Source organism: uncultured Helicobacter sp., assembly GCF_937906905.1.
Classification (GTDB): Bacteria; Campylobacterota; Campylobacteria; order Campylobacterales; family Helicobacteraceae; genus Helicobacter_B.
This window is the reverse complement of record NZ_CALERY010000002.1, coordinates 63,304-89,054: the sequence shown is the minus strand read 5'-3', so window position 1 is coordinate 89,054 and position 25,751 is coordinate 63,304. Positions and strand designations below refer to the sequence as shown.

The following is a 25,751-nucleotide window of genomic DNA, read 5'->3' as shown; positions in this document are numbered from 1 at the left end:
TATTTGGAGCTGGATTTGCAAAGAAACTCTGGCGTGGAACTATACACTACTATTTACCACTCCTGATGAAATTTACGACATTATCGATACTCATCTGCACAAGTGTTTTAAGCGAGTTGCGATAGGCATAGGCGATGTGTGGCGTGAGCAGCAGACGATCCTGGATAGCAGAATCCAAAAATGCGTGGTCCTTTCTCATAGGCTCAATCTCAAGCACATCACAGGCGTAGGAGAATCGCGCACCAGATTGCAGCTGAGTGGCTACTGCGCTCTCATCTACAATCCCACCGCGCCCGACATTGATGAGGATAGCTTCATCGCGCAGGAGCTTTAGCTTTGAGGCGTCGATTAGTCCTTTTGTCGCGGGGGTTAGCGGGGCATGGATAGAGACAATATCGCTTTGGGCAAGCAGAGAGTCTAAATCACAATGTGGGTAGGGTTGGCTGGTGTTTTTCCCGCTAGTTGAGGTATAGCTAACCTGCGCACCAAAACTACTTGCAAGAGTTGCCACTCTCTGTCCAATACTGCCAAAACCAATAATCCCCCATGCGAGTCCATCAATATCCCTGCGCCCTTTGGCTAAATGAGTGAAGCACGCGCTCTTGCTCCATTCACCCTGCTTGGCATACGCGTCATAGTAGGGCATTTGGCTAAGGAGGGTTAGTGCCATAGTGAGCGTGTGCTGCGCGACACTTAGCGTGGAGTAGCCTGCGGCATTTTTGACAGGGATTCCGCGTTGCGTGGCGTATTCTACATCGACGATATTTGTGCCTGTGGCAGTTACGACGATTAGTTTGAGGTTTGGTAGCTGGGCTAGGAGAGTAGAATCTAGCACGACTTTGTTGGTTAGAATAATATCTGCATCTTTGACACGATCGAGCGTTTGTTCGGGGCTTGTGAGATCATAGCTCTTATAGGTGCCAAACTGCTCTAGCACACTAAAATCCGCTGCTGCACCAAGTGTGAGGGTATCGAGATTGACAATTAACATGAGCCGCTCCTTGAAATGCTTTCTAAGTAGGAGTCCATTATAGCACTATGTGAGATAGCGCCAGATGTTTTTTGCTTTTATGGCGAGTAGATAGAAAAGTGGGGTATTCATAATCCCAACAATCGCCTTAATCGTATAGTCTGCTGCTGCCATTTCCATACACTCGCTAAAGGCTTTAACCCCAATGAAAGCGATACCAAAGAAAATCATCGTATCAAAAGCTTGGGCAAAAATCGTAGAAAATCCATTGCGTAGCCACCAGAGCCTAGGAAAAAATCGCTTAAATGTATAAAACATCGCCACATCTACGGGCTGGGAGATGCAAAATGCTAGAATCGAAGCGAGTGCAATTTGGGGTGTGGAGGAGGTGTAAGAGGGATAGAATGCGATACAAATAGCAAGAGCTATGACTTTTGTAACATCGGCTCGGCGGTATTTTTCACTTAGCACATCAAGCAGTAAGAAGCTAAAAGGATAAGTAAGCGCACCAAAGGTAAGTGGGCTATTGCCTAGGTGAAACTGCACGCCATAGTTTGCGGCAATCACAATTGCACTAAGCAGAATCGAAGCTCCAATCCACACAGAGATAGGCATTTTAGCAGATGATGAAATAGAGGAATGAGCTTGCATAGATCTCCTTTAAACTTGATGGATTTAGGCTAGGTTATAGTGCGATTTGCTCGAGACTTTGGGATTTTAAGCGGTAAATTTTACTGCATTTTGCTGCGATACTCTCATCATGGGTGGCAAGAATCAGCCCACCTTGCTTAAGCGCGATGTATTCAAGCAATGCGTCCATGACATGGTGCGCAGTGGCTTTGTCGAGATTCCCTGTAGGCTCATCGGCAAAGACTATGGTGGGCTGCTTCATTAGCACGCGTGCGATTGATAGGCGTTGCTGCTGTCCGCCAGAGAGGTCGGCGGAGTTTTGGTTAAGCGTGTGGGCTATGCCAAGACTCTCTAGGAGTGCCATGTCGATTGGCTTTTGCGCGAGGATCGCACCTACTTGGAGATTTTCCAATGCGCTAAACCCGCGAAAGAGATAGTGCGACTGGAAGATTATCCCAAGCTCATGGCGCAGGAGCTGGAGGCGTTGGGCTGGCTTTAGTGTATAAATATCACGCCCTAGAATCTCCACTCGTCCGCCATTTGGAGCTAGCATGGTGGAGAGATTGGCTAGCAGGGTGGATTTCCCCGAGCCAGAGACCCCAAGGATTGCTACACTCTCACCCCGCACGATAGCTAAATCTATGCCCTCATATAGCAAGGTTTCAAAGTGGTGAGTAAGATTGTGTGCTTGCAGTAGGTATTCCATTGCACTGCTCCTTCATGGGCTTGTGGTGGTAAGTGGTATGACAGATTCCCTGCTATCGCCAAAAAGCATAGGCGAAATCATCATGGCGTTAGAGAGATTTGCCGAATGCACGATGAGAGTGCCAAATTTACGCGCGTAGTATTTAAGTAGCACGCGCTGGAGATAGGGCTCTATACTTGGGTAAAACCACGCATTATTGCTTATCATCATAAGATATTGTGGGGCGTTTGTATAGAGCAGCTTGCTTGTGCCCTCATAGCAAATTGCATTGCGCCAGATTCTACCTAGTGCTTCAAAATCCTGTGGCTTTTCTGCTTGCCCAAGCGGCACATCTATACCGAAAAATAGCTTATATAGTGGCTTTGCTAGTATGTCTGGGAGGGGGATTTTCTCGCCAAAGGGCGCGAGAATGACTTTGTGCAAAATCCGCATTTTGCCATTGCTGAAAATATAAGTTGAGTTGCGCACCTCTGGAGTAGCATTTGGAGAGCTAAGAGAGTCTTGCTGGCTAAAAGCGCCTAGCACGATTGTGATTTGTGCGCTTTTTTCTAGTAGGGCTAGAATTATATCGCGCTGAAATGATTGGGGCTCATTTAACACAAGTGGCAAAATTGTCTCCGGGAAAACGACAAGATCTCTTCCCTGCGCAATAGCAGAATCCACTGCACCAAGCACACTATCTCGCATTGCTTCTATCATGCTTATTTTCCATTTCACATCTTGATCGATTGAGCTTTCTATAATGGCGATTTTGCTTGATACAGGGTGTGTAATAGTGTGTTTTGCGCTTTGATCCCAATCCACGCATACGAGCAAAATCCCCACTCCAAATAGCACGCGCACATAGGAGAATCTAGTATGCGAGAATCCACTGCATATTATTCCAATCGCACAGAGAATAGCGATAAACGCCCAATCTTGCACGCTAAAAATGCTATAAGCTAGCCATGATTGTGGCACAAACCAGTCAAACCCAAATGGCGCAAACAATCCAAGCGCAAAGAGACTTACAATACGAAAAAGCTTGCTACTAAAATACAATCCCACATACCACAGCAGCGCATAAATTGTGCCAACCCCAATCCACACTACAGGCATAAGTGCAGGTGCGACAGAGAAGCGAAACGAGAGTCCAATCCAATAAAACAGCAAAATCCCAGCAAAAAATCCAAAATATGCACGCAGCACCTTTGGCACACTAAGCCAAATCCAAAATGCACACAACACAAGCACACTTAGTCCAAGCAAGCATAGAATCCGCATGGAGACTTGAAGCGTGGTGCTAGAATCTAGTGTAGTAGATTCTAGTGTGAAGTTAGGGCAAAGCAACGCAAAAGCATACAGCCATGCGCAAAATCCGGCACCATAGAGTGCGCCATAAAGTATGCGTAGAGCAAAAAGCCTAAGCGCGCCAGAATCTAAGCGCAGTAGCGAGCGAAAGGAGATTCTACGGCTTGGGGAGAAAATATTAGGGGAAAAAATAGCCAAGAGAGTGGCGGGCGCGGCGGGCTGCGCGGAGCGATTTTTCAAAATATTTACCTTGATTTTATGTATCTTTGGCTACAATGGTAGCCTTTTTAAGCTAAATTTTGCGTAAAAGAGTGGAGATGAATTATATTGATGTCGCGTTAATTGTTGTTATTGTCGTAATTGGATTTCGCGGGTTTGCTTCTGGATTTGTAGCAGAGTTTTGTAGCTTGGCGGGGATATTGCTTGGCGTGTTTTTAGCCTCAATATTTGCTCATAGCGTGGGCAATGGGCTTAAGGGTGTCTATGATTTTGGTAGCGATACGATTCATGTAACGCTCGGGTTTGTCATCGTGCTGCTGGTGTGCTGGGCGTTTTTTGTGCTTATTGGCGTGCTGCTGGCAAAAAAAGTCGAGTTCCTGCGTTTGGAATTTATCAATAAAGGGCTGGGCTTTGTGCTTGCTTGTGTGAAAGTGTTTTTTATCTTTAGTTTTATTGCGTATGCAGTCTCGCAGATCACATTTATCAAAGAAAATTTCGCCCAAACCGCTAGAGAAAAAAGCCAAATGTATGTCAATATGATCACAATTGCGCAAAAGATTATGCATTTCCCAGCAGTCAAAGCCACAATGCAAAATCTTGAAGATATCACTGATGGCAAAGCTGGCGCCGCAAGTGTGGGAGAGGCAGTGCAGGAAGCAAAAGACATCGTAAGTCAAAGCATCGGTGATAAAGGTGGCAAGTAGCGTATGTTTGATAATCTCTACATTACTCAGCGTATCCAAAAAGCCCAAGCTCTCCGCGAACAGAATCTAAACCCTTACTCCAACGATCTTACGCGCACTATGGATAATGCGACATTCCTGCGCACTTATGCGCATTTACTAGATTCTAGCCAAGCCCCAGAATCCACTTTTGATAACGCCCCAATTCTAGCCAACTCCGCAAAGGATTCTAGGATTGTAGATGAGAAATCGGGGCTCTCAAGCGATTGGCAAGGGAGTTACCTTAGCGGTAATGACCGCAGCCAATCGCGCAGAATCCACGATTTATCGCTACAAGCCGAATCCACCGACCAAGCTGAAATGCCAACCGAGTCAGTCGTCGGGCGCGTGAAATTTATCCGTATGATGGGCAAGGCTTGTTTCATCAAAATCCAAGATGAAAGTGCGATCTTGCAAGCCTATGTGTCTAAAAATGACTTAAGCGAGCAGGAGTTTGAGGTTGTCAAAAAGCTGCTTGAAGTGGGTGATATTGTTAATGTTGTAGGATATGCGTTTGTTACAAAAACCGGTGAGCTTAGTATTCATGCCAAATCATGCAAAATCCTTACAAAATCCATTATCCCCCTACCGGAGAAATTTCATGGGCTAACCGACATCGAAGCGCGCTATCGCCAGCGCTATGTCGATCTTATCATGAATCCAGAAGTCAAAGAAACTTTTGTGCTGCGATCTAGGATTGTAAGCTTGGTGCGGAAGTTTTTTGAGCAAAAGGGCTTTCTCGAGGTTGAAACGCCCATGCTCCACCCAATCCCAGGCGGTGCGAATGCTCGACCATTTATCACGCACCATAATGCACTTGCGGTGGATCGGTATCTGCGTATCGCGCCCGAGCTCTATCTCAAGCGACTGATTGTCGGTGGATTTGAAGCGGTATTTGAGCTTAATCGTAATTTCCGTAATGAGGGTATGGATCACTCGCATAACCCGGAATTTAGCATGATTGAATTCTACTGGGCATATCATACTTATGAGGATCTTATTGAATTAACCAAGGAGTTTTTCGCCTATGTGCTAGGGGAGCTTGGATTCTCGCACATTATCACAAATACTCAAGGTGCGAAAGGAGATCAGGGGGAGAGCGAGATAGATTTTAGCAAATGGAGTGTGCTGGGCTATCAAGAGAGCCTAGAAAAAATCGGCGCAATCCCGCGCGAGTGTTTGCAAGATAGAGAGGGGCTTGAGCAGTATTTGCGCCAAAGGGGTGTGAAGCTAGAAGCCAATCTTAATTTTGGCAAGCTCCAAGATGTCGCGTTTGGTGAGTTTGTAGAATCCAAACTCATAAACCCTACCTTCATCACTCAATACCCTATTGAAATAAGCCCTCTTGCGCGCAGAAATGACGATAATCCAGCTATTGCCGATCGATTTGAGCTTTTTATCGGTGGCAAGGAAATTGCTAATGGATTTAGCGAGCTTAATGATCCGCTTGATCAATATGAGCGGTTTCTCGCCCAGGTGCGTGAGAAAGATGCGGGTGATGAGGAAGCGCAGTATATGGACGAGGATTTTGTTACTGCGCTTGGTTATGGCATGCCCCCTACTGCTGGGCAAGGTATAGGGATCGATCGACTTGTCATGTTGCTTACTGGGCAAAAAAGCATAAAAGATGTGTTGCTATTCCCTGCCATGAAGCCACAGGCATGAGAGCTATAAGTATCCTATAGATGGTGTGCATGATTGGATACAAGGCTATGAAACAAGCTAGATTCTATATAAAGGAGAAAAAATGGGGTATGTGCTAGAGCAGGCAGATAGAGAAATTTATGAGCTTATCAATGCTGAACTCACACGCCAGAATGAACATTTGGAGATGATTGCGAGCGAAAATTATACATTTCCCTCTGTCATGGAGGCTATGGGTAGTGTGCTGACAAACAAGTATGCCGAGGGCTACCCGCATAAGCGCTACTATGGTGGGTGTGAGTTTGTCGATGCTATAGAATCCATAGCTATTGAGCGAGCTAAAAAGCTCTTTAACTGCAAATTTGCCAATGTCCAGCCGCACTCTGGCAGCCAGGCAAATGGCGCAGTGTATAATGCGCTGCTCAAGCCCTATGATAAGATTTTAGGCATGGATCTAAGTCATGGTGGGCATCTAACCCATGGCGCGAAAGTGAGCATTACAGGGCAGATGTATCAAAGCTTCTTCTATGGTGTGGAGCTAGATGGGCGAATCGACTATGCCAAAGTGCGTGAGCGAGCGCTGATTGTGAAGCCAAAAATCATCGTATGTGGATTCTCGGCTTACACGAGGGAGTTGGATTTTGCCAAATTCCGTGAAATTGCTGATGAAGTGGGGGCGCTGTTGCTTGCTGATGTTGCGCATGTCGCGGGACTCATCGTCGCTGGTGAATATCCAAATCCATTTCCCTACTGCGATGTTGTTACTACCACGACGCACAAAACTCTGCGCGGACCCAGAGGCGGCATGATTCTTACAAACGATGAAGAAATCGCTGCTAAAATCAACAAAAGTGTCTTCCCAGGACTCCAAGGCGGACCGCTTATGCATGTCATCGCAGCCAAAGCGGTGGGATTTAGAGAGAATCTAAAACCAGAGTGGAAGCTCTATGCCAAGCAAGTAAAAGCCAATATCGCTAAAATGGCAAGCGTGCTGGTCTCTCGTGGCTATGAGCTTGTGAGTGGTGGGACAGATAATCATCTTATATTGATGAGCTTTTTGGATAGGGAGTTTAGCGGTAAAGATGCTGATCTAGCACTGGGCAATGCCGGAATCACCGTCAATAAAAACACCGTGCCAGGCGAAAAACGAAGCCCATTTGTAACAAGCGGTATCCGCATAGGCTCCCCAGCACTCACCGCCAGAGGAATGAAAGAAGCAGAATTTGAATGGATAGCGCATAAAATCGCAGATATTTTGGATAATATTACTAATACGGAACTCCAAGCAAACATAAAACAGGAGATTAAGACGCTGAATAGGGGCTTTGTGGTGTATCAGCAACCAATCTTTTAAGGACTGCAATATGACAGAAATGGAATTAAAACTCATTAAAATGCACAGCGCGTTTTACTTCAAAAAGCTTGATGGGCTTGGACAAAAGGTGCATTATAATGGGCGCTTGTTGTTTGATAAATTCCAGCGCGTCAATAGCATGCTTACAAGCCAAATTATCCGCGATCATCTTGCTAAAAAAATTACCATCGCCCACAGCCTGATCCTACCAGCGGATAAGATAGAGAATATCGTGTTTGACTACAATGGCAGGAATCCCGAGCGTTTCTATCACAAAGCCCAGCTACTTTTGCGCGATGAGGGGTTTATCAACTTTACGGCATATAAGACAAAAACACCTGGTCATCTGCATCTCTATATCCACAAAGGTCATACAGATCTGGGCGAGGGGCAGCGTCTTGCTCGCACGCTATCACTGAAGCTCGGGCAGAAAATGCCTCTAGAGTGGCGGGTTTTTCCAAATATGGATTTGCCAAGAGATTTCAATATTCTTGTATTGCCTTATGATGTGTATGCCAAAGAGCGTGGAGCTTCGTGGGCTCGACATATGTAAGAAAGGAGCGTGTATCATGGAAGAAAAAAAAGAACTAAGTGAGATTCTACTAGGAAACAACAAGCGATCATCTAGTGGGAAAAAGGCAGTTTTTGTTGTGTTAGCCGCGATTGCGATTATCGTCATCATGGCATTTTTGATGTGGAAATTTCTCTCGGGCAAAGAAGAGCCTCTCTCCAAGCCTAGCGAGTCGATTGACACAGAGATTATGAAGCCAGCAGATGATCAATTTAGTAGTAATTTTGGTGGGTTTGACTTCCAGCAAAACGAATCTAGTAAGCCGGATAACAAGGTTGATGATGTTTATGGTGGCTTGCCACAGGATTTTACTATGGGATTTGATGAGCAAAGCGTGCAAGATCCACAGAACTCAAATAGCCCTACAAGCGAAATTGATGACGCGCTAAACAATATTGCTGGATCTATGAAGCCAGAATCTACTCTCGCCCAATCCAAAGAGTCAGCACAGGCTTCCAAACCAGCCGCTAGCACATCGACACAAAAGCCTGCTACCCAAGCATCTACAAAAGATAGCGAGCAAAAAAAGCCAGAGCCCAAACCTCAGCCTGCCAAAAAGCCAGAATCTACTCGCGTTCAATCCAAAGAGTCAGCTTCAAAGCCTGCTCCTAATATGGTAGCCCAGAAGCCTACTACTCCAGCTCCAGCGGCTACAAATGGTAGCGCACCTACACAAGGATTCTACTGGCAGCTTGGCGTGTTTGAAAAAGAGCCAAGTGCGGAGTTCCTAGCTCTTATCAAAAAATACTCTTACAGAGTCCAACATGTCGTCTTTGACAATAAGCCAAATACCCGCTATCTCTTAGGTCCATACAAAAGCAAAGCTCAAGCACCAAGCCGCGAAGAAATCGCTGAAATTTTCAAAGAAAATCCAATGCCAGTGGAGATTCCATAGCACAGAATCTTGGGGTAGAACCCTCCCAAGATTCCTAGATTTAGATTCTATGGGTTCTACTCTCGCTCATACGACCCTTTCATCTAGCGGTCAAGGATACTGCCCTTTCTAGGCAGTCACGGAAGTTCGAATCTTTCAAGGGTCGCCATTTCCTTAATTCTGCTAAATCCTTTATTCATTCTGTTGGCTAAAATTACTCTATCAAGCGTTCTTGGTTGTTCATAAAAGCTTAGAAATTTTCACAAACTGCTTTTGTCTAAAAACTTTCAAAGTGTAGCGTGTATTTGGAATATATATTGCTTATAGTTTCGTAGATTTTGTGAAGGAGTGTGCATGATTTCTTTTGCTGTGGAGTCCAAGGTTTATCCCCTTGCATACAAAGCGCTTGACTATCGCTCATTGCGACAGGATTTGATAGCAGGAAATATCGCCAACCAAAATACCCCATTCTATCGCCCACGAGATATCGAATTTACCGACATGCTAGCAAAGGAGCAGGCTGAGATTCTGGAGCACAAAAAACCCGAAATCCTCCATATGGCACAAACTAGCAGTATGCATTTTTCACTTGATGCTAGCCGCACATCACGGCATATCCACAAGCCCGATATGTTTTTCCGTGATGGGCATTTAGCCAGAAACGACGGCAATAGCGTAGATTTGGATATTGAAACGACAGAAATGGGAAAAAACTCTGTCGTTTATCAAGGTATCACTACTGCACTAAAAAAGCACAAGGGTATCCTAAACTACGCGATTGAAGCTGGCAAAAACATCTAGCGTGGTAAGTGGCAGTAGCTAAACATAAACAACCAAAGGATAAGAAATGAATTTTTTCAACTCATTTGACATTAGCGGCTATGGGCTCTCTGCGCAGAGAATCCGTGCAAATATGATTTCCTCAAACATTGCTAATGCCAACACCACGCGCACCGATGAGGGCGGACCTTATAGGAGGCAAATGCTTTCATTCCGTGCATTTGATTTCAATAAAGCACTTAATGAAAAGCTTGCCAAAAATTCCAATGGCACAGAGTATGAAGATCCATTAAATGAGGGTGATTTGGGCAAGATTCCAAAGCCTGCGATCATGGGCGTGTATATCGATAAAATCGTGCGCGATGATCGTGCGCCACTGATGAAATATGAGCCAAATCACCCTGATGCAAATTCTGAGGGCTATGTGGCATATCCCAATATCAATCCTGTGGTAGAAATGGCTGATCTCATCGAAGCCACAAGGGCATATCAGGCAAATGTCGCAGCATTCCAGAGTGCTAAAACCATGGCTGGAAATGCGATTTTGATGATGCAAGCTTAGACCTACCCTAGATATGAGGGCGCCAGATTTTAGTCCAGCTCCAGGGAAAAATTTACACTGGATTCTGGGACAAACTAGAATAAAATTACCAAAAGTCGATATAATCATACCAATACAAGATAGCGGAAGCTACGCGGGAGAAGCGAAATGAATGAGATTAAAAAGGTTGGGCTAAACCAAGCGCTTTCTTCAAGCTCGATGAAAGCCCCAAGTGTCTCTGGCTCTGGTGAGAATGGGGAGTTTTCTAAACTGCTAAAGAAGTCTATTGATGAGCTAAACCAAGTCCAAGAGACATCTGACAAGGCGCTTGCGGATATGGCAAGTGGTCAGCTCAAGGATCTCCACCAAGCAGCTATCGCCATAGGCAAAGCAGAAACTAGCATGAAGCTTATGCTCGAGGTGCGCAACAAAGCCCTAAGCGCATACAAAGAAATTCTCCGCACACAAGTCTAGATTCTCGCGCATGCAGCTGGAGAAATCTCGTAATATCCTTATTTTTTTCTTATTGTTACTGCTTGGATTTATTGTATTTCTGGGCGTAGTCTATGCCAAAATCGTTCTCCCGCGCGACAAAATGCCTACACTCATTGTTACTAAAGCTGATGTTGCTGTGCGAGGTGCTATTTATACTGATGAGGGTGTGCAAGAGGGGTTTTCACTAGCTAGGAGCAAAAAGCTCTACAAGTTAAGCTTCAACCCTCGCTCCATTGACCCGGATAAAAAAGAGCTTTTTACCACGCTTTTAGAGATTTACAGCCAAATCCCCATGACCAAAATCGAGCAGGCTTTCGGGCGTCCAAGCTACACTACAATCTCCTATGACATCAGCCCCAAAACTGCTGCCAATCTCAAATCGCTTAATGCCAAATTGCTCGCATATGATGTATTTAGAGAATATGAGCATGATGGTAAGCTTATGCAGAAATCTGGGCTTAGTATTGAAGTGAGCGGTGTGGATAGGGAGTATCCTTACGCAGATTTGCTTGAGCCATTCGTGGGCTACACAACCAAAAAAGAGCTAGATTCTAGGATTACCATGCCCGAGGGCGTAGATGGCATCGAGAAGTTCTATGATAATATCCTGCGCCCTGTGAGTCAGGGTCGCGTATCTGGCAGGCGTGATATTGGATTTAACATTATTCAGGATAAGCGCGCCCTGCAGCAGCTGCGCTATGATGGGTTTGATGTGAGGCTTGGCGTATCGCTGCGATTGCAGCAGAGGGTGGAGGGGATCTTGGACACAGCGATTAAGGAGTTTGACTCCGAGCAGGTTATCGCGGGTGTGCTTGACCCTAGAAATGGTCAAATTTTGGCACTTGCAAGTTCTAATCGTTTTAATCCCAAAGCCATACGCAAGCAAGATGTCCCTAATCTCAAAATCCGTGCCATAGAGTCATTTGAGCCTGGCAGCACGATTAAGCCGCTTATCTATGCTCTGCTTTTGGAAAAACAGCTTATAAATCCACTTAGTTCAATTGATCTAAATGGCGGCTACTATCGCGTGGGGCGCTACATTATCAAGGATGATTCAATTATGCCCAAAAATCCTACCATAGAAGATGTTCTTCTGCGCTCGAGCAATGTGGGTATGGTCAAGCTCTCCATGCTTTTTAGCGGGAAAGAATTTTATGATGGGCTAAAATCTTTTGGGCTTAACCAAAAAACAGGCGTGGATTTTCCCTATGAGCAAATCGGGCTTATCCCATCTGTGCGCGAGCTTAGCAGGGAATCCTCTGCGGCAAAAGCCTCTGCTTCCTATGGCTATAATGTGCGTGTTACTTTTATGCAGCTATTGCGCGCGTATGGGGTGTTTGTCAATGGGGGGCATCTGGTTGCACCACATATCGCACAAAGTTTCAAAGCCCAAGATGGCTCTATATATTTGCCAAATCTTCCCGCCCCCAAACGCGTAATCTCAAGCGCTACTGCGCAAAAAATGCAAGATCTGCTCATCAAAGTCGTAGAGTCTGGCACAGGAAAAGCTGCTAAAGTGGAGAATATTATTGTCGGGGGCAAAACAGGCACAGCCAGGGTCGCAGCATCATCTGGTGGCTATGGAGAGACTTACAATGGCTCGTTTTTTGGCTTTGCCAAAGATAGTGAGAACACCTATGTCATAGGGATAGTAACCTTTGGCTCATCAGGGCAGCATTACTATGGTGCCCAGACCTCTGCCCCCGTATTTCAAAAAATCGTAAAAGAGCTAGTCGCCCAAGGCAAGCTCAAGCCCCAAGCACAGAAACAAGCCCAATCCACCACAAAGGATAAACATGATAAGCAACACAACTAACACTTGTAAGATTCTAGTAAAATCTTGTCTTCTCTGCATGCTACTAAGTCTCTATGCTCATGGACTAGATTCCAAGCAGCTGTTTTCTACGCTCAATAAGATGCTCCAATCCACCCCAGAATCTAAAGAAGTCTCCATGAAAATGATTTCTACTGAGGCTTCTGGACTTAAGGATTTTTCGTTTGTGATTTTGGAGCGTGAGGGCTATTGGGTCCCGCTGCTTGCGCATGAAAATGGCAAAACAATCATCATCGCCACGCCAGATTTGATCCTCTCCACTGATAGCATCGTGGAGAAAAATCTTGCCAAAGCCATTAAAAAATCCCAAGAGCACAATAAACAACTCGTCGATGATAGTGTGCTAAAAATCTTTAGCACACATAGTAGTAACACTATCACCCTGCCAAACAAATCTGCCAAATACACCATCTACATGGTGCTTGACCCAAACTGCCCCTACTGCAAAAACGAAGTAGAAAAGCTCCAAGAATACGCCAAGGATTCTAGCCTTGTTATCATGGTGGTGGGGATTTTGCGTCAGGATTCTTTGGACAAAGCTGCTGCATTTGCCAAGCTTATCAAAAACACAAAATCAAAAGAAGAGCAGATAGCTGTGCTAAAGCGCGTGTTTGACAAAGGGTTTGCACCAAGCTCCGTGCGCTATGACGATGCGAAAAAGGAGCGAGATGAGATATACGCAGATCTTGCGCTTATTGGCATGAATCTCCAGCAAGCTGGCTTGCAAGGTGTGCCCTATATCATCAAGCGTCCAAACTAGATTCTCGCCTAGCAAGCAGTGCAAGCTAGCATTTGGCAAAAGTTCCTTAAAACCGCGTGCCAATATGTCCTACAAAAGATTGAGCAGGCAATCCAGCAAAGTCGCTAGAAACGGGTTCTCTGGTGCATTTAGCTTCATTGAGCTGGTCTTTGTCATTGCGGTGTGTGGGGTGCTACTTATGGTGGTGCCAAAGCAGCTAGATTTTGGTAAGAAATCCTGCTACATCAAGCTCGCCAATACCCTAAATACCATTCAAGAGCAGCTCTCTTTTCTCTATGCGCGTCATGCGTTGCTAGGCAGTGCGCCAGATCCTGCTGCGGTGCAAGCCCTTATCCAAGCCCACTCCCTAGAATCCAATACCTGCTCTCTAGTTTTTGTCCGCAATCGTTTTCGCGCCAATGTGCTTGGACAATCGGTGAATTTCACACTCGAGCCCAGTGATTTTAGTGTCCAGCCTGCTTTTAAATGTGCATTTTCAAGCAATCTCATCTGCCGCGAGATTTTGCTTCGTAGTAAGAAAATGTAGCTTGTAGCCAGATTTATTACCACTTGCGCTTATTCTGTTTGTGGATACTCTGGGCTCCTTGTGCCTATCTTGGCATTTTAAGCATACTTTAGCTAGAATCCGCAGATTTTATCTCTGGCTATCAACCTAACGCACTTAAAGGATCCCCATGCCTAAACGCACGGATATTAAAACGATTTTGCTCATCGGCTCAGGTCCCATTGTCATAGGGCAGGCGTGTGAGTTTGACTACTCGGGCACGCAAGCGGCTAAAACGCTTAAAAGCTTGGGGTATCGTGTGGTGCTTATTAACTCCAACCCCGCTACGATTATGACAGACCCAGAGCTAGCCGATCGCACCTATATCGAGCCAATTACTAAAGAAGTCGTGCATAACATTATCAAGCTTGAGAGAGTCGATGCGATTTTGCCCACGATGGGCGGACAAACCGCGCTTAATATCGCTATGGAGCTGCACGAGAGTGGGCTGCTAGAGGGCGTGCAGTTTTTAGGGGCAAAGCCAGAGGCGATTAAAAAGGGGGAAGATCGCCAAGCATTCAAAGAAGCAATGCTAAAAATAGGAATGGATCTGCCCAAAAGCCACTATGCCTATACAGAAGAAGAAGCCCTAAAGGCTGCTAATGACATCGGCTTCCCGCTCATTATCCGCGCGAGCTATACGCTAGCAGGCGGGGGTAGCGGCGTGGCGTATAATATCCAGGAGTTTAAGGCATTGGCAAAGGCGGGGCTAGAGGCAAGCCCTATTAGTGAGATTCTCATCGAAGAGTCCTTGCTAGGCTGGAAAGAGTATGAAATGGAGGTTATCCGCGATAGGAATGACAACTGCATAATCGTATGCAGTATCGAAAATCTTGACCCTATGGGCGTGCATACAGGAGATTCTATCACCATAGCCCCAGCACTCACACTTACAGATAAAGAGTATCAAAGAATGCGCGATGCGAGCTTCAAAATCCTGCGCGAAATTGGCGTAGATACAGGCGGGAGCAATGTGCAGTTTGCCATAAATCCCAAAAATGGCAGAATGACGGTGATTGAGATGAATCCGCGCGTATCGCGCAGCTCCGCGCTTGCGAGCAAAGCCACAGGCTACCCCATCGCCAAGATTGCCACCTTGCTAGCGGTGGGCTTTAGCCTAGATGAGATACAAAACGACATTACCGGCACGCCGGCAAGCTTTGAGCCTAGCATTGATTATATCGTTACTAAAATCCCGCGCTTTACCTTTGAGAAGTTTCCAAAAGCGGATTCTACCCTTAGCACGAGTATGAAGTCTATCGGCGAGGTTATGGCAATAGGCGGGAGTTTCAAAGAGAGCTTGCAAAAGGCGTTATGCAGCCTAGAGTGTGGCTACTATGGGCTAAACTCACTCACAGATGACCTAAGCCTAGCGCGTAAAGAGAGCCGCCGCCCTAATGCAGAGCGGCTACTCTATGTGGCGGACTGCTTCCGCTTGGGGCTTAGTGTAGAAGAAGTGCAGAGTCTCTGCCAGATTGATAGGTGGTTTCTCCACCAAATTAGCGAGCTAGTCGCCGCGCAAGAGTCTATCACTAGCGATGTGCTCAATGACCCAAAAGCCCTGCGCCGCCTAAAATCACAAGGCTTTAGCGATAAGATGATTTGCTACGAGCTAGGCAAAAAGGAGCGGCTAGAGATAAGCGAGAGTGAGCTGTATAATTTGCGCAAAGAAATGGGCGTGGGGGCGGTGTATGAGGAGGTGGATACTTGTGCGGCGGAGTTTGAAGCGAAGACGCCTTATCTTTACTCCACTTTCACCTTAATGGATTCAGCTTTTGGGCTAGAATCGCGGATTTCATCGCCGCGCTTGTGCGATAGCCACTCAAGGCTTATCTCCGCGCGCGGCTCGAAAAGCCACGATTCTAGCTCCAAAATCTTAGAATCCCAAACAGACACAGAACAAGCACAGAGCAAAAAATCCTTCCGCGAGAATATTGCCCTAGAATCCACTTTTGACAAAAATGCAAAAATAGATTCTGGCGATAAAGCTGAAGGTGTAAAAACACCGCAGGCAGCAGCAAAAGTGGATTCTAGTATGGATTGCCACGATTCTGCTAGCGCAGAATCTCGCAATGACAAAAATCTAAGCGAACAAGCAAAGGATTCTAGGATTTGCGATGAGAAATCGGGGCTTTCAAGCGATTGGCAAGGGAGTTACCTTAGCGGTAATGACCGCCGACAATCGCGTAGAATCGCCGATTTATCGCGCAAAGCCGAATCCACCAAGCAGCAGCCAACGCCAGCTAAGGTTATGATTATCGGCGGCGGTCCTAACCGCATCGGTCAAGGCATCGAATTTGACTACTGCTGCGTGCATGCCAGCTTCGCCCTAGCAGATTTGGGCGTGCAAAGCATAATGTATAACTGCAACCCAGAGACCGTGAGCACCGATTATGACACCAGCGATATGCTCTACTTTGAGCCAATTGATTTTGAGCGAGTGCGCGCAGTGATTGAGCGAGAGAATCCAGATGGCATTATCGTGCATTTTGGGGGGCAGACGCCGCTAAAGCTTGCCCACTCACTTACTAAAATCCACGCCAACATCATCGGCACAAGTGCCAAAGTCATCGACACTGCCGAAGATAGAGAGAAATTTGCCCACTTTATCAATGCGCTTGGGCTAAAGCAGCCAGAAAATGGCATAGCCTATACCAAAGAGCAAGCCTTCAGCGTGGCAAGCCAGATTAGCTACCCTGTGCTTGTGCGCCCTAGCTATGTGCTAGGGGGGCGGGCTATGCGGATCGTGCAAGATGCTGATGAGCTGCGCGTATATATGGAAGAAGCGGTGAAAGTGAGCGAGGACTCTCCTGTGCTGATTGATAAATTCTTAGACCACGCTATCGAGCTTGATGTCGATGCCTTAAGCGATGGCAAGGAAGTGTATATCGGCGGGATTATGCAGCATATCGAAGAAGCTGGGGTGCATTCTGGAGACTCTACGAGCGTGCTGCCAAGTGTCAGTATCGCGGAGCATCTGCTTGATGAAATCCGCCAAAGCACGTGCAAAATCGCCTTAGAGCTTGGCATTGTAGGGCTTATCAATATCCAATACGCTATCCACAAAGACACGCTCTATATCATCGAAGTAAATCCGCGTGCAAGCCGCACCGTGCCATTTGTGAGCAAGGCTAGCGGAATCCCGCTAGCAAAGGTCGCTACACGCGTGATGTGGCAGGGCGATTTGCGCGAAGCCTTGCAATTTTATGACAAGCATAAGCGCATAGACTTCACCAAATCCCCCCTAGAATCCAAGCCCTACACACATATCGCAGTCAAAGACTCTGTCTTCCCATTCCACAAGCTTAGTGGCGCAGACTTGCTGCTAGGACCAGAGATGAAAAGCACAGGCGAGGTTATGGGGATTTCCACAAGCTTTGGGATAAGCTTTGCCAAAGCGCAAAATGCTAGTAAAAACACCCTCCCAACCTCTGGCAAGCTCTTTATCTCCCTAGCAGATTGCGATAAGCCCTATGCCACACAGATTGCCAAAAGCTTCATTGAGCTAGGCTTTAGCGTGTGTGCGACTGAAGGCACGCACAAGATTTTAGAATCCGCAGAGATTCCCTCAACTTGTGTGCTAAAAATCTCGCAAGGTCGCCCCAATATCCAAGACTTGATAATGAATAATGACATCGCGCTTGTGATAAACACCAGCGATGATAGTCAAACCAAAGATGACGCTAGAGAAATCCGCCGCCAAGTGCTTAAAAGCTCTGTGCCATACTTCACCACCATAGCCGCCGCGCTTGTGGGCGCAGAATCTATCCGCGAAATCCAGCAAAATGACATCAACACCCCACGAGCCTTGCAGGATTTTTTTGCTTGAGCGTAGATACAGAGCAGCGCGAAAAATACGCGCAACGCCCAAGTCAGCTAGGGCAGCGCAAAGCGCATAGCTGCAAGCAGCTAGAGTGCCTGCTAATCCAAAGGGGCTTTGTGCGGCTAGAGCTATCTTGCGCGCTTAAATTTAGCCTGTGGTATCGCGGAGATCTCGCTTACGCGTGGCTTAAGCACTTTGCTAGCAAGGAAGTGCGAGATTTTTCGCCAATTATTTTGGCGCAAACTGACACTACCGCGGGCTTTCTCTCACTCGATAAGCGCAGGCTCAATCGCGCCAAAAACCGCCAAGAAGACCAAGAGATCCTACGCACCTTTGGGAGCTTTGCTGATCTTATGCGATGTAGCCGAGTCCCAAACGCGCATAAACGCTTTATCCGCCAAGCAAGCAAGATAAGCACTATCCTGCCTAATAAAAAATCCTTCCGCGTTGTTAAAGACCCTTTACATAGGGAGTTTTTGCGCTATTTTGGGGGGCTTTACTCCACCTCTGCCAATCGCACCAAAGAGCCATTTTCCCTAGAGTTTGCCCTGCAAGTAGCTGATATTATCGCCCTAGATTCTAGGGGGCTGTATGAAGATAAGCCAAGTGCTATCTACCGCCTATCTCGCACGCGCAAACGCCGCACTAGATAGCATAACTCAATCTCACCACAAAGGACAAGTATGACAACACCACTAAACGCGATTAGGGGGGGGGGGGGAATAACGCCCACCTAAGCTATACCCCTAGTAACTCCAACGCCTCCCACAATCCAGCCCCCTACCCACGCTGGTTTTATATCGTATTTGCTCTGTTTCTCTTGCCCTATGCTTGTTTTATCATCGCGGACTCTGCTTTCCCTATGCTAAATGGCGATAGCATTTCTTTCTATCAGCAGTTGTTAGAATCCAAAAGCGCGTGGCACGGGCTTGACACAGATATGAAGCGATTTTTTCCCTTTGCTGGGTGGAATCTCGCCTTAATCGCGCAATTTTCTCTAAGCCCCTATGCCTTTATGCTAGGCAATGCCTGCGTGCTTGTGGTGTTTTCGCTCTGTTTTATCTATCTAGCGCGCATGAGTGGGGCTAGGGCATGGTGGTCGCTGGTAATGCTTATCTGTATCGTGCTAAGTGCTGGTTATACTAAGCTACTTGTAGAAATCGTCTTCCCAGAGACGACACAAACGATGTTTATGCTACTATTTTTATGCTGCTGCTTTGGAGTGTATCGGCTAGATGCGAAAGCAGAATCTAGCGCAGATAGCAAGCGCTCTTGGAAAATCTTAGGGCTTGGTGCATTGGCGCTAGTGTTTGGCAATGCTGTTATTTATCTTAAAGAAGTGTCCTTTATCATCATCTCTGGCTTTGGATTTTTGCATGTAGCGCTCTCCTATCTTGCCCAGAAACGCCGCGCAAACTCCCTAGAGAAATGCTCACTCTCTAAGCGCATAATTATCTTTGATAGTCTGCTTATGCTCTCTGGTGTGGTATTTTTGCTTGTCTATGCACTCGCCACGCATGGTGCGCAAAATAACTATGCAAGTGCGGTCGAGGTATTCTCTCCGCTTCGCACAATCATCGTGCTATTCCTTAGCGCACCATTCCTAAGTCTCGCACTCCCTGTGATTATGGTGCTGCGTGTGCGATCGCTACTTTCTGGCGAGGCGGAGGTTAATGTGTTTTGGGACTCTTTGGCACTCATCGCGCTTGGCTATATGGGGGCATTTCTTGTGCTTGGCATGGGGAGCTTTCATTATTTCATGCCTGCAAATATTTTAGCCGCTCTCTATCTGCTCTTTTTCCTTGCTAATCACAACTTCACACGCCTAGAAAAGCTCGCTAGAAATCTTGTGCTAGCATTTACAGGCTTTATTCTCTGCACCTCAAGCGTGCCACTAGGCATTCACTATCTAACGCTCAATAAAGCCCAAAATCGCAATATCAACGATACAATGAGCTTCTTGGCAGACTATATTCGCAACCATTCTCACACGACTATCTACTTTGAAGGCTTTGGGCGTGGGCGAGATCTTTACTATGGTAGTTGGAGTTATGGGGCATTTTTCAATATTTTACCCAGTGTGTATGGCGTGTATAATTTTGACATCGCTAGTAAAGAGCCAAATGGCAAAAACTTCACCCTAGATCCCAAATCACCACTAAGCTTTTTCAACTCCAAGGAAGTGCGCACGCCAGATTCTAGCGACTTGCTCGTTATCACAGCACTTAGCGATGTAGGTGTGCTAGATTCTAGGATTGCAGAGCTAGAATCTAGCCACGAGCTACTATTCAAAACAAGCAACCACCCCTATTTCCCACAATACACGCTTATGAGCATAGGGGCAAAGCTTTTGCAAGATTGCCATATCTCCCACCCTTTAAGCAACTATGGCAACCCTTACCGCCTCCCAGCCCAGAGCTATGTTTTCCGTATCCGCTAGGGCAAGTAAAAAGGGAGGTAAGTCGCGCCCTTTTGGTGCGATTTTTGAGATTTCTGCTATAATTGCGCCCTGCGGACGCGTAGCTCAGCTGGTAGAGCAACTGACTCTTAATCAGTGGGTCCAGAGTTCGATCCTCTGCGCGTCCACCACTTTCTACTTCTATCCCCATAAATCCAAATCACAGAATCTAGCAGCCCTGTCTCTGGCGGATAATGCTTATCGTTTTGTCTTCTCGCGCACCATTTGCACAAGTGCGATTGCATTTTCGCGTGGGAGATCTGGGAGCATGCCATGACCTAGGTTGAAGATATGCCCGCCGTTTTTCCCCATGATACGCACGATTTCCTCCACACCCTCTTCCATAGCCATACGATTATAGAGTAGGGCTGGCTCGAGATTGCCTTGCAGGACGAAACGATCGCCTAGGATATGTTTAGCACGAGACATTCCCACACCCCAATCCACGCCAAACACATCGAAATTTGCCCCGCACATATCTGCCTCATAGCGCAGCTCCTCGAGAAACGCGCCCACACCCTTAGGAAAAAGCAGCACAGGAATGTGCGGAAACTCCTCTTTGACTGCGCGCGCGATATCACACATATAGCGAAATCCAAACTCCACATACGCTCGAGGTGCGAGCGCCCCTGCCCAGCTGTCAAATATCTGCACTGCATTTGCTCCTGCGAGAATCTGGGCGCGCAGATAGGCGATGAGCTCGCGTGTGATTTTCTCTAGCAGGGTGTGAAGAAGCTGCGGATCAGTGTAGAGCAAGCGCTTGGACTCTGTGTAGGTTTTGCTCCCTTGTCCCTCGATCATGTAGGTGGCTAGCGTCCATGGCGCCCCACAGAATCCTATAAGCGCCTTATCTTTTGGTAGCTTGGCACGCACGCTTGAGATTGTGTCATAGACATAGCTTAGCTCATTTTGCACGCTGCTTTTTAGCGCAGCGATAGCGCGTGCATCGCGCGTAGGGTGGGGAAATCGCGGTCCCTCCCCAGCGACAAACTCCAGCTCTAGCCCCATAGCCATAGGCAGCACCAAAATATCACTAAACAAAATCGCCGCATCTACATCTAGGATTTCGATAGGCTGGAGTGTTACTTCTGTGGCGAGCTCTACATTCTGGCAGAGCTCTAGGAAGCTTCCTGCACGCTTGCGGCTTTCTCTATACTCGCTTAGATACCTGCCTGCTTGGCGCATAAGCCAGATAGGTGTGTATGGTGTGGGCTTACGCAGTGCTGCATCGATAAATATCATGTGCGCTCCTTGTGATTCTGGGGTGATTGTAGTGTGGGGCGAGACTATCTCGCCTACTTATTTAGCTTGATTTTGCAGTGGATTCTAGCTAAGCGCACTTGCATTCTTGCTTAAAGCGAATCTAAGCACGCTTGGCTATAATCCCGCCACCTAAGACAAATTATTATGACAATATTTACCACGAGCCCCTAAAAATATAAGGAGAGAGTATGAGGATTCTAGGGATTTCTGCCTACTACCATGATAGTGCGATTGCTGTGCTGGAGAATAGTGATATTCTTTTTGCATTGCAAGAGGAGCGGCTCTCTCGCGTGAAAGCTGATAGCACATTTCCTAGAGATTCTATCGCCAAAGCACTCGCATTTCTTAACTCGCAAGTAGTGTCTAATGCCAATACGGGGGGGGGGGCGAAAATAATTGCGTCAAATCATCTCTCCAAAATCTAGCTCCTGCGAAATCCACACAATCTAGCCCAAAGTCCTCTGCCACATTAGATTCTACATTGCAAGCCCAAACATCTCTCGCCCAGAATCAAGATAGTCAAAATGCGTGGAGTTTGGAGAGCTTTGATAGCTTTGTCTTCTATGACAAGCCGTTTTTGACATTTGAGCGTTTGCTTGAGACCTACTTCGCCACTGCACCGCGAGGCTTTCTAAGCTTTATCCGTGCTATCCCTGTGTGGCTCTCTACCAAGCTTTTTTTGAAAGAAACCATCGCAAGGGAGCTAGAATCTCTCTATATCCAGCTCTACCCTCACGCGCCCAAGTCCCGCGCCAAAGCCTTTAAGAAAAAAGTGCTAGAGAATCTACATTTCTGTGAGCACCATTTGAGCCACTGCAGCAGCGCGTTTTTTCCAAGTCCTTTTGCGCAAAGCGCGATTCTAAGCCTCGATGGCATAGGCGAGTGGAGCACCACGACCATCGCTAAAGGCATGGATAATCACATAGAGATTCTAAAAGAGCTGCATTTCCCACACTCGCTAGGATTGCTTTACTCTGCTTTCACCTATTATCTTGGGTTTAAGGTAAATTCTGGTGAGTATAAGGTCATGGGGCTAGCTCCCTATGGCACGCCGCGCTTTGTCGATACGATTAAGCAGCATTTGATTGACATTAAGCCTGATGGTAGTTTCGCGCTTAATATGGAGTATTTCTCTTATACCTATGGGCTTAGAATGACAAATGCGAAGTTTGATGGGCTTTTTGGCGGGGTGCAGCGAGCGCCAGAATCTAAGCTCACGCAGGTGCATATGGATATCGCTGCGAGCCTGCAAGCTATAACAGAGGAGATTATGCTCTCCCTCTCGCGCACTGCACTTAAGCTTACCAATAGCCGCAATCTAACACTTAGCGGCGGTGTCGCGCTAAACTGCGTGGGCAATGGCAAAATCTACCAAAAGCTCTGCGTAGAAGAGGGGATACTCGATAATCTCTGGATCCAGCCAGCCAGCGGCGATGCTGGAAGTGCGCTTGGGTGCGCGCTAAGCTACTACTATATGGAATGCGGCAAGCCAAGAATCGCAAACAGAGTAAATAGCAACTCTGTGCCAGAGAATTTTGTCGCGCAAGACTCCATGCAAAATTCTATGAATGACTCCATGAAAGGCAGCTATCTTGGGCTAAGCTATACAAACGATGAGGTGCGCCAAAGCTTGGATTCTGCGGGGGCTGTGTATGAGTATATAGAATTCTGCCGTGCGAAAGAAGTCGTAGCAGAGCTACTGGCGCAGGGTAAGGTCGTGGGGTTTCACCAGGGGCGGTGTGAGTTTGGTCCTAGGGCGCTTGGGGCACGCTCAATCCTGGGCGACCCGCGCAACACCACCATGCAAAAAACAATGAATCTAAAAATCAAATACCGAGAGTCTTTTCGTCCATTTGCCCCAAGCGTGCTAGAGAGCGCCATAGCAGAGTGGTTTGAGCTGGACTACCCTAGCCCATATATGCTACTAGTCGCACCTGTGAAGCGTGAAAAATGCTTTGCACTTACTCATGAGCAAGAGGCGCTTTTTGGGATTGAGAAGCTTAATGTCGTGCGTAGCGAGATCCCAAGCGTTACGCATGTGGATTATTCCGCCAGAATCCAAAGTGTGAGTGCTGCGACCAATCCCCGCTACTACGCGCTTATAGAGGAGTTTGCCAAGCGCACAGGAGTGCCTGTGCTGATAAATACGAGCTTTAATGTGCGCGGAGAGCCTATGGTGTGCTCGCCACTAGATAGCTTCGCCTGCTTTATGGGAACAGAAATAGATGTGCTGTGGGTTGAGGATTTCCTGCTCTATAAAGAGCACCAGAATCCACAGCTACTCGCGCGCTATCGCGGTATCAAAGACAAATATGAGCTTGATTAAACTACCAAAAGGAGTGGAGATGAAAGAAGTTTGTAAGCGATTATTGCAAAATAGGCTCATACGAGCTATTCTGTGGGTTCTAGGTTTTATGGTATTTAGTATAGCGGTGCTAAAGCTTGATTCAACGCTTGCAAACCGCTTGGGGATTAGCACGATTTTGCCATTTGTGTGGATAGCGCTTGTGGGTGCTGGGATATGTATTTATATTGCGTGGCGCTCAAATTCACAGGGCATGAAGCTTGCTTTTGCCTATTTTAGTGCGTTACCACTTTGCTTGGCTGCTGGGGAAGTGTATGGATTTTATGCGCTCACAAAAGCTAAAAATCCAGAATCTAGCACGACCTGCAATGTGCATACAGAGGGGACTTATGGGAGTGATTATTTCACCCCAAGCCTTATTACAGGCTATAAAGGAAAGCCAAATGTCGCTGCAACTGCGCATAAGCGCACGGCAAACGGGGATAGTGTCTATCAGGTAACTTACCACACTGATGAATTTGGCTGGAGAATCACACCCAGTAATCAAAATTCCAGCCAAGCAGGAGATGGAGTGTGTGTGCTGTTTTTTGGTGATAGCTTCACAATTGGCGAGGGAGTCGAAGACACTCAAACTCTCCCACACTATGTTGGTGAGATTCTAAACACTAAGGCTAACATAAACAAAAATGTGAGAATTTATAACTTTGGCTTCCATGGCTATGGACCTCATCAAGCCTTGGCTCTGCTCCAAAGTGGCGAAGTAGAGTCTATGCTGCAATCCAGCGCGCAAGAGTGCAAATCCATAGTAAGCATATATGAAAGCTTGCCGGGGCATATCGAGCGAGCAAATGGATTTTCAGAGTGGGAGAGAGGCACACCTGCACCCAGGTTTTCCATAGTAAGTAGTGCAGAATCTAGCGCGCCAAGCGACACCAAAGTCATCTGGAATAATCGCATAGAATCTCACCTAGAGCGCCTAGGCGCAAATATAAAAATCAAGATCCTATCTCGCGTAAGCAGGAGCTATTTATTCAAGCTCCTGCAACCAAGCTATAGTTATGACCAATCATACAATGCGCTGTATTTTGCAATTCTCTCTACTTTGCAAGATGAGCTTGCTTCTCGTCTAGATTCTCCTTTGATTTTGCTACTTTGGGACGAGCATGCCAAATCTATGGAAAACGAACGCCTAGAATCTGCTGCGATTACCAAATGGCTAGAATCTGCTTCTTTGCCACATTTGCTGGTAAGCCAGCTACTAGAAAACTACAAAACGCAGAGAGAAAAATATGCCCTACACCCATGCGATATGCACCCAAATGCGTTGGCAAATGAGCAAATCGCGCGCAAGCTTGCCCCAGAGCTTGCAAAATTTTTAACGACTAAGGAATGATATGAGTTTAGATTCTGCGATATTAAAGCCCAAATCAACCACAACGCGTGATTTGCGTGTATTTCTTGGGATTTGGGCGGGGATTTTTGGGGTTTTTGTCCTAAGTGGTGTGGTTTTGCACGATACATATAGAATCTGGGCAATTTGCGGGCTTTTGCTTGCGCTGCTTTTGTGGCTTTACCCTAGAGCCAGCATGCCGCTATATATTGCGCAGGTGAAGCTTGGTAGCGTGCTTGGCTGGTGTATCTCTAGGGCGACGCTACTTGTGCTGTTTGTCGCGGTATTTTGTCCTGTGGGGCTGCTATTTAGGCTATTTAAGCGCGATGTGCTTGCTCCGCACTACGATAAGGCGGCTGATAGCTACTTGATCGTGCGAGAATCCCAGCCTGCAAGTATGAGAAATCAATTTTAAGGAGCAGCAATGAGTATCATCAAAGAGCTATGGAGCTTTCTCAAAGCGCGTAAGAAATTCTGGCTTTTCCCAGTGATTTTGGTCATGCTTTTCCTTGGTGTGCTTATCGTGCTTGCCAAAGGCTCTGCCATCGCGCCATTTATTTATACGATTTTTTAGCCTA

Annotated in this window: 24 protein-coding genes and 2 tRNA genes; 21 read left to right on the top strand and 5 right to left on the bottom strand. The window is 46.7% G+C overall.

All coding sequences use genetic code 11. The features are described from left to right. Positions 1 to 49: 49 nt before the first annotated feature. Genes Q0171_RS00535 through lnt form a run of 4 tightly spaced genes read right to left on the bottom strand, consistent with a single transcriptional unit; the run spans position 50 to position 3,836 of the window. The gene (locus Q0171_RS00535; protein ID WP_299325605.1) at positions 50 to 991 is read right to left on the bottom strand and encodes a D-2-hydroxyacid dehydrogenase; all 942 of its coding nucleotides are present in this window, start codon (positions 989 to 991) and stop codon (positions 50 to 52) included. Between the two features lie 45 nt (positions 992 to 1,036). Next, a complete protein-coding gene (locus Q0171_RS00530) occupies positions 1,037 to 1,621 on the bottom strand; it encodes a queuosine precursor transporter (protein ID WP_299325603.1) in 585 nt (194 codons plus the stop codon). Between the two features lie 34 nt (positions 1,622 to 1,655). Then, on the bottom strand, positions 1,656 to 2,306 hold the full coding sequence (locus Q0171_RS00525) for an ATP-binding cassette domain-containing protein (RefSeq protein ID WP_299325601.1): 651 nt from the start codon (positions 2,304 to 2,306) through the stop codon (positions 1,656 to 1,658). Positions 2,307 to 2,318: 12 nt separating this feature from the next. After that, positions 2,319 to 3,836 carry an apolipoprotein N-acyltransferase gene (gene lnt, locus Q0171_RS00520; protein ID WP_299325599.1) on the bottom strand — a complete coding sequence of 506 codons (1,518 nt, stop codon included), beginning with the start codon at positions 3,834 to 3,836 and terminating at the stop codon, positions 2,319 to 2,321. Positions 3,837 to 3,913: 77 nt separating this feature from the next. Between lnt and Q0171_RS00515 the strand changes: the two genes are divergently transcribed. The 16 genes from Q0171_RS00515 to Q0171_RS00440 all read left to right on the top strand — a co-directional run bounded on the left by Q0171_RS00515 (position 3,914) and on the right by Q0171_RS00440 (position 20,346). Further along, the gene (locus Q0171_RS00515; protein ID WP_299325598.1) at positions 3,914 to 4,519 is read left to right on the top strand and encodes a CvpA family protein; all 606 of its coding nucleotides are present in this window, start codon (positions 3,914 to 3,916) and stop codon (positions 4,517 to 4,519) included. Between the two features lie 3 nt (positions 4,520 to 4,522). Further along, positions 4,523 to 6,202 (top strand): lysine--tRNA ligase, encoded by a 1,680-nt coding sequence (gene lysS, locus Q0171_RS00510; protein WP_299325596.1) that lies wholly within the window; start codon positions 4,523 to 4,525, stop codon positions 6,200 to 6,202. An 82-nt stretch (positions 6,203 to 6,284) separates the two neighbouring features. Then, positions 6,285 to 7,535: a serine hydroxymethyltransferase gene (locus Q0171_RS00505; RefSeq protein ID WP_299325594.1), complete on the top strand. Its 1,251-nt coding sequence runs from the start codon at positions 6,285 to 6,287 to the stop codon at positions 7,533 to 7,535. Between the two features lie 10 nt (positions 7,536 to 7,545). After that, on the top strand, positions 7,546 to 8,088 hold the full coding sequence (locus tag Q0171_RS00500; RefSeq protein WP_299325593.1) for a DUF1882 domain-containing protein: 543 nt from the start codon (positions 7,546 to 7,548) through the stop codon (positions 8,086 to 8,088). Positions 8,089 to 8,104: 16 nt separating this feature from the next. Continuing rightward, positions 8,105 to 9,001, top strand: coding sequence for a hypothetical protein (locus Q0171_RS00495; protein ID WP_299325592.1), 897 nt, complete (start codon positions 8,105 to 8,107; stop codon positions 8,999 to 9,001). A gap of 72 nt (positions 9,002 to 9,073) precedes the next feature. Then, a tRNA-Glu gene (locus tag Q0171_RS00490) sits at positions 9,074 to 9,149 on the top strand. Between the two features lie 185 nt (positions 9,150 to 9,334). Beyond that, the gene (gene flgB / locus Q0171_RS00485; protein ID WP_299325590.1) at positions 9,335 to 9,781 is read left to right on the top strand and encodes a flagellar basal body rod protein FlgB; all 447 of its coding nucleotides are present in this window, start codon (positions 9,335 to 9,337) and stop codon (positions 9,779 to 9,781) included. Between the two features lie 46 nt (positions 9,782 to 9,827). Further along, complete coding sequence (gene flgC, locus Q0171_RS00480; RefSeq protein ID WP_299325588.1) at positions 9,828 to 10,322, top strand: flagellar basal body rod protein FlgC; 495 nt, start codon at positions 9,828 to 9,830, stop codon at positions 10,320 to 10,322. A gap of 198 nt (positions 10,323 to 10,520) precedes the next feature. Beyond that, entirely contained in the window at positions 10,521 to 10,775 is a 255-nt protein-coding gene (gene fliE / locus Q0171_RS00475; RefSeq protein WP_299325874.1) for a flagellar hook-basal body complex protein FliE, read from the top strand. Between the two features lie 10 nt (positions 10,776 to 10,785). After that, positions 10,786 to 12,612, top strand: a complete 1,827-nt coding sequence (locus Q0171_RS00470) for a penicillin-binding protein 2 (RefSeq protein ID WP_299325586.1) — start codon at positions 10,786 to 10,788, stop codon at positions 12,610 to 12,612. Continuing rightward, positions 12,593 to 13,390, top strand: coding sequence for a hypothetical protein (locus Q0171_RS00465; RefSeq protein WP_299325584.1), 798 nt, complete (start codon positions 12,593 to 12,595; stop codon positions 13,388 to 13,390). Before Q0171_RS00470 ends, Q0171_RS00465 begins: the two co-directional genes overlap by 20 nt. Further along, positions 13,359 to 13,916, top strand: coding sequence for a hypothetical protein (locus Q0171_RS00460; RefSeq protein WP_299325892.1), 558 nt, complete (start codon positions 13,359 to 13,361; stop codon positions 13,914 to 13,916). Before Q0171_RS00465 ends, Q0171_RS00460 begins: the two co-directional genes overlap by 32 nt. Before the next feature lie 148 nt (positions 13,917 to 14,064). Beyond that, positions 14,065 to 17,763, top strand: a complete 3,699-nt coding sequence (gene carB / locus Q0171_RS00455; protein WP_299325582.1) for a carbamoyl-phosphate synthase large subunit — start codon at positions 14,065 to 14,067, stop codon at positions 17,761 to 17,763. Continuing rightward, complete coding sequence (locus tag Q0171_RS00450) at positions 17,760 to 18,410, top strand: hypothetical protein (protein ID WP_299325581.1); 651 nt, start codon at positions 17,760 to 17,762, stop codon at positions 18,408 to 18,410. Before carB ends, Q0171_RS00450 begins: the two co-directional genes overlap by 4 nt. 167 nt (positions 18,411 to 18,577) lie before the next feature. Next, positions 18,578 to 20,197, top strand: coding sequence for a hypothetical protein (locus Q0171_RS00445; protein WP_299325580.1), 1,620 nt, complete (start codon positions 18,578 to 18,580; stop codon positions 20,195 to 20,197). Positions 20,198 to 20,270: 73 nt separating this feature from the next. Then, positions 20,271 to 20,346 (top strand) — tRNA-Lys (locus Q0171_RS00440). A 67-nt stretch (positions 20,347 to 20,413) separates the two neighbouring features. Here Q0171_RS00440 and hemE read toward each other — a convergent pair. Continuing rightward, positions 20,414 to 21,457, bottom strand: a complete 1,044-nt coding sequence (hemE, locus tag Q0171_RS00435; RefSeq protein WP_299325579.1) for a uroporphyrinogen decarboxylase — start codon at positions 21,455 to 21,457, stop codon at positions 20,414 to 20,416. A gap of 209 nt (positions 21,458 to 21,666) precedes the next feature. Between hemE and Q0171_RS00430 the strand changes: the two genes are divergently transcribed. The 5 genes from Q0171_RS00430 to Q0171_RS00410 are packed head-to-tail and all read left to right on the top strand — an operon-like array spanning position 21,667 to position 25,747. Continuing rightward, a complete protein-coding gene (locus tag Q0171_RS00430) occupies positions 21,667 to 21,903 on the top strand; it encodes a carbamoyltransferase N-terminal domain-containing protein (protein WP_299325578.1) in 237 nt (78 codons plus the stop codon). Between the two features lie 56 nt (positions 21,904 to 21,959). Beyond that, positions 21,960 to 23,804: a carbamoyltransferase N-terminal domain-containing protein gene (locus tag Q0171_RS00425; RefSeq protein WP_299325577.1), complete on the top strand. Its 1,845-nt coding sequence runs from the start codon at positions 21,960 to 21,962 to the stop codon at positions 23,802 to 23,804. 19 nt (positions 23,805 to 23,823) lie between these two features. Next, positions 23,824 to 25,176 carry a hypothetical protein gene (locus tag Q0171_RS00420; RefSeq protein ID WP_299325576.1) on the top strand — a complete coding sequence of 451 codons (1,353 nt, stop codon included), beginning with the start codon at positions 23,824 to 23,826 and terminating at the stop codon, positions 25,174 to 25,176. A gap of 1 nt (position 25,177) precedes the next feature. Next, positions 25,178 to 25,588 carry a hypothetical protein gene (locus Q0171_RS00415; RefSeq protein ID WP_299325575.1) on the top strand — a complete coding sequence of 137 codons (411 nt, stop codon included), beginning with the start codon at positions 25,178 to 25,180 and terminating at the stop codon, positions 25,586 to 25,588. Positions 25,589 to 25,597: 9 nt separating this feature from the next. Then, complete coding sequence (locus tag Q0171_RS00410; RefSeq protein ID WP_299325573.1) at positions 25,598 to 25,747, top strand: DUF5989 family protein; 150 nt, start codon at positions 25,598 to 25,600, stop codon at positions 25,745 to 25,747. The last annotated feature ends 4 nt before the right edge of the window (positions 25,748 to 25,751 follow it).

What these genes read in the sequence shown, in the direction of transcription:
- flgC (WP_299325588.1), top strand. Translation starts at nt 9,828, where the DNA reads ATGAATTTTTTCAACTCATTTGACATTAGCGGCTATGGGCTCTCTGCG.
- Q0171_RS00470 (WP_299325586.1), top strand. Translation starts at nt 10,786, where the DNA reads ATGCAGCTGGAGAAATCTCGTAATATCCTTATTTTTTTCTTATTGTTA.
- Q0171_RS00525 (WP_299325601.1), bottom strand. Translation starts at nt 2,306, where the DNA reads ATGGAATACCTACTGCAAGCACACAATCTTACTCACCACTTTGAAACC.
- lysS (WP_299325596.1), top strand. Translation starts at nt 4,523, where the DNA reads ATGTTTGATAATCTCTACATTACTCAGCGTATCCAAAAAGCCCAAGCT.
- flgB (WP_299325590.1), top strand. Translation starts at nt 9,335, where the DNA reads ATGATTTCTTTTGCTGTGGAGTCCAAGGTTTATCCCCTTGCATACAAA.
- Q0171_RS00500 (WP_299325593.1), top strand. Translation starts at nt 7,546, where the DNA reads ATGACAGAAATGGAATTAAAACTCATTAAAATGCACAGCGCGTTTTAC.
- fliE (WP_299325874.1), top strand. Translation starts at nt 10,521, where the DNA reads ATGAAAGCCCCAAGTGTCTCTGGCTCTGGTGAGAATGGGGAGTTTTCT.
- Q0171_RS00420 (WP_299325576.1), top strand. Translation starts at nt 23,824, where the DNA reads ATGAAAGAAGTTTGTAAGCGATTATTGCAAAATAGGCTCATACGAGCT.
- carB (WP_299325582.1), top strand. Translation starts at nt 14,065, where the DNA reads ATGCCTAAACGCACGGATATTAAAACGATTTTGCTCATCGGCTCAGGT.
- Q0171_RS00535 (WP_299325605.1), bottom strand. Translation starts at nt 991, where the DNA reads ATGTTAATTGTCAATCTCGATACCCTCACACTTGGTGCAGCAGCGGAT.
- Q0171_RS00505 (WP_299325594.1), top strand. Translation starts at nt 6,285, where the DNA reads ATGGGGTATGTGCTAGAGCAGGCAGATAGAGAAATTTATGAGCTTATC.
- Q0171_RS00515 (WP_299325598.1), top strand. Translation starts at nt 3,914, where the DNA reads ATGAATTATATTGATGTCGCGTTAATTGTTGTTATTGTCGTAATTGGA.
- Q0171_RS00530 (WP_299325603.1), bottom strand. Translation starts at nt 1,621, where the DNA reads ATGCAAGCTCATTCCTCTATTTCATCATCTGCTAAAATGCCTATCTCT.
- Q0171_RS00465 (WP_299325584.1), top strand. Translation starts at nt 12,593, where the DNA reads ATGATAAGCAACACAACTAACACTTGTAAGATTCTAGTAAAATCTTGT.
- Q0171_RS00430 (WP_299325578.1), top strand. Translation starts at nt 21,667, where the DNA reads ATGAGGATTCTAGGGATTTCTGCCTACTACCATGATAGTGCGATTGCT.
- hemE (WP_299325579.1), bottom strand. Translation starts at nt 21,457, where the DNA reads ATGATATTTATCGATGCAGCACTGCGTAAGCCCACACCATACACACCT.
- Q0171_RS00410 (WP_299325573.1), top strand. Translation starts at nt 25,598, where the DNA reads ATGAGTATCATCAAAGAGCTATGGAGCTTTCTCAAAGCGCGTAAGAAA.
- Q0171_RS00495 (WP_299325592.1), top strand. Translation starts at nt 8,105, where the DNA reads ATGGAAGAAAAAAAAGAACTAAGTGAGATTCTACTAGGAAACAACAAG.
- Q0171_RS00415 (WP_299325575.1), top strand. Translation starts at nt 25,178, where the DNA reads ATGAGTTTAGATTCTGCGATATTAAAGCCCAAATCAACCACAACGCGT.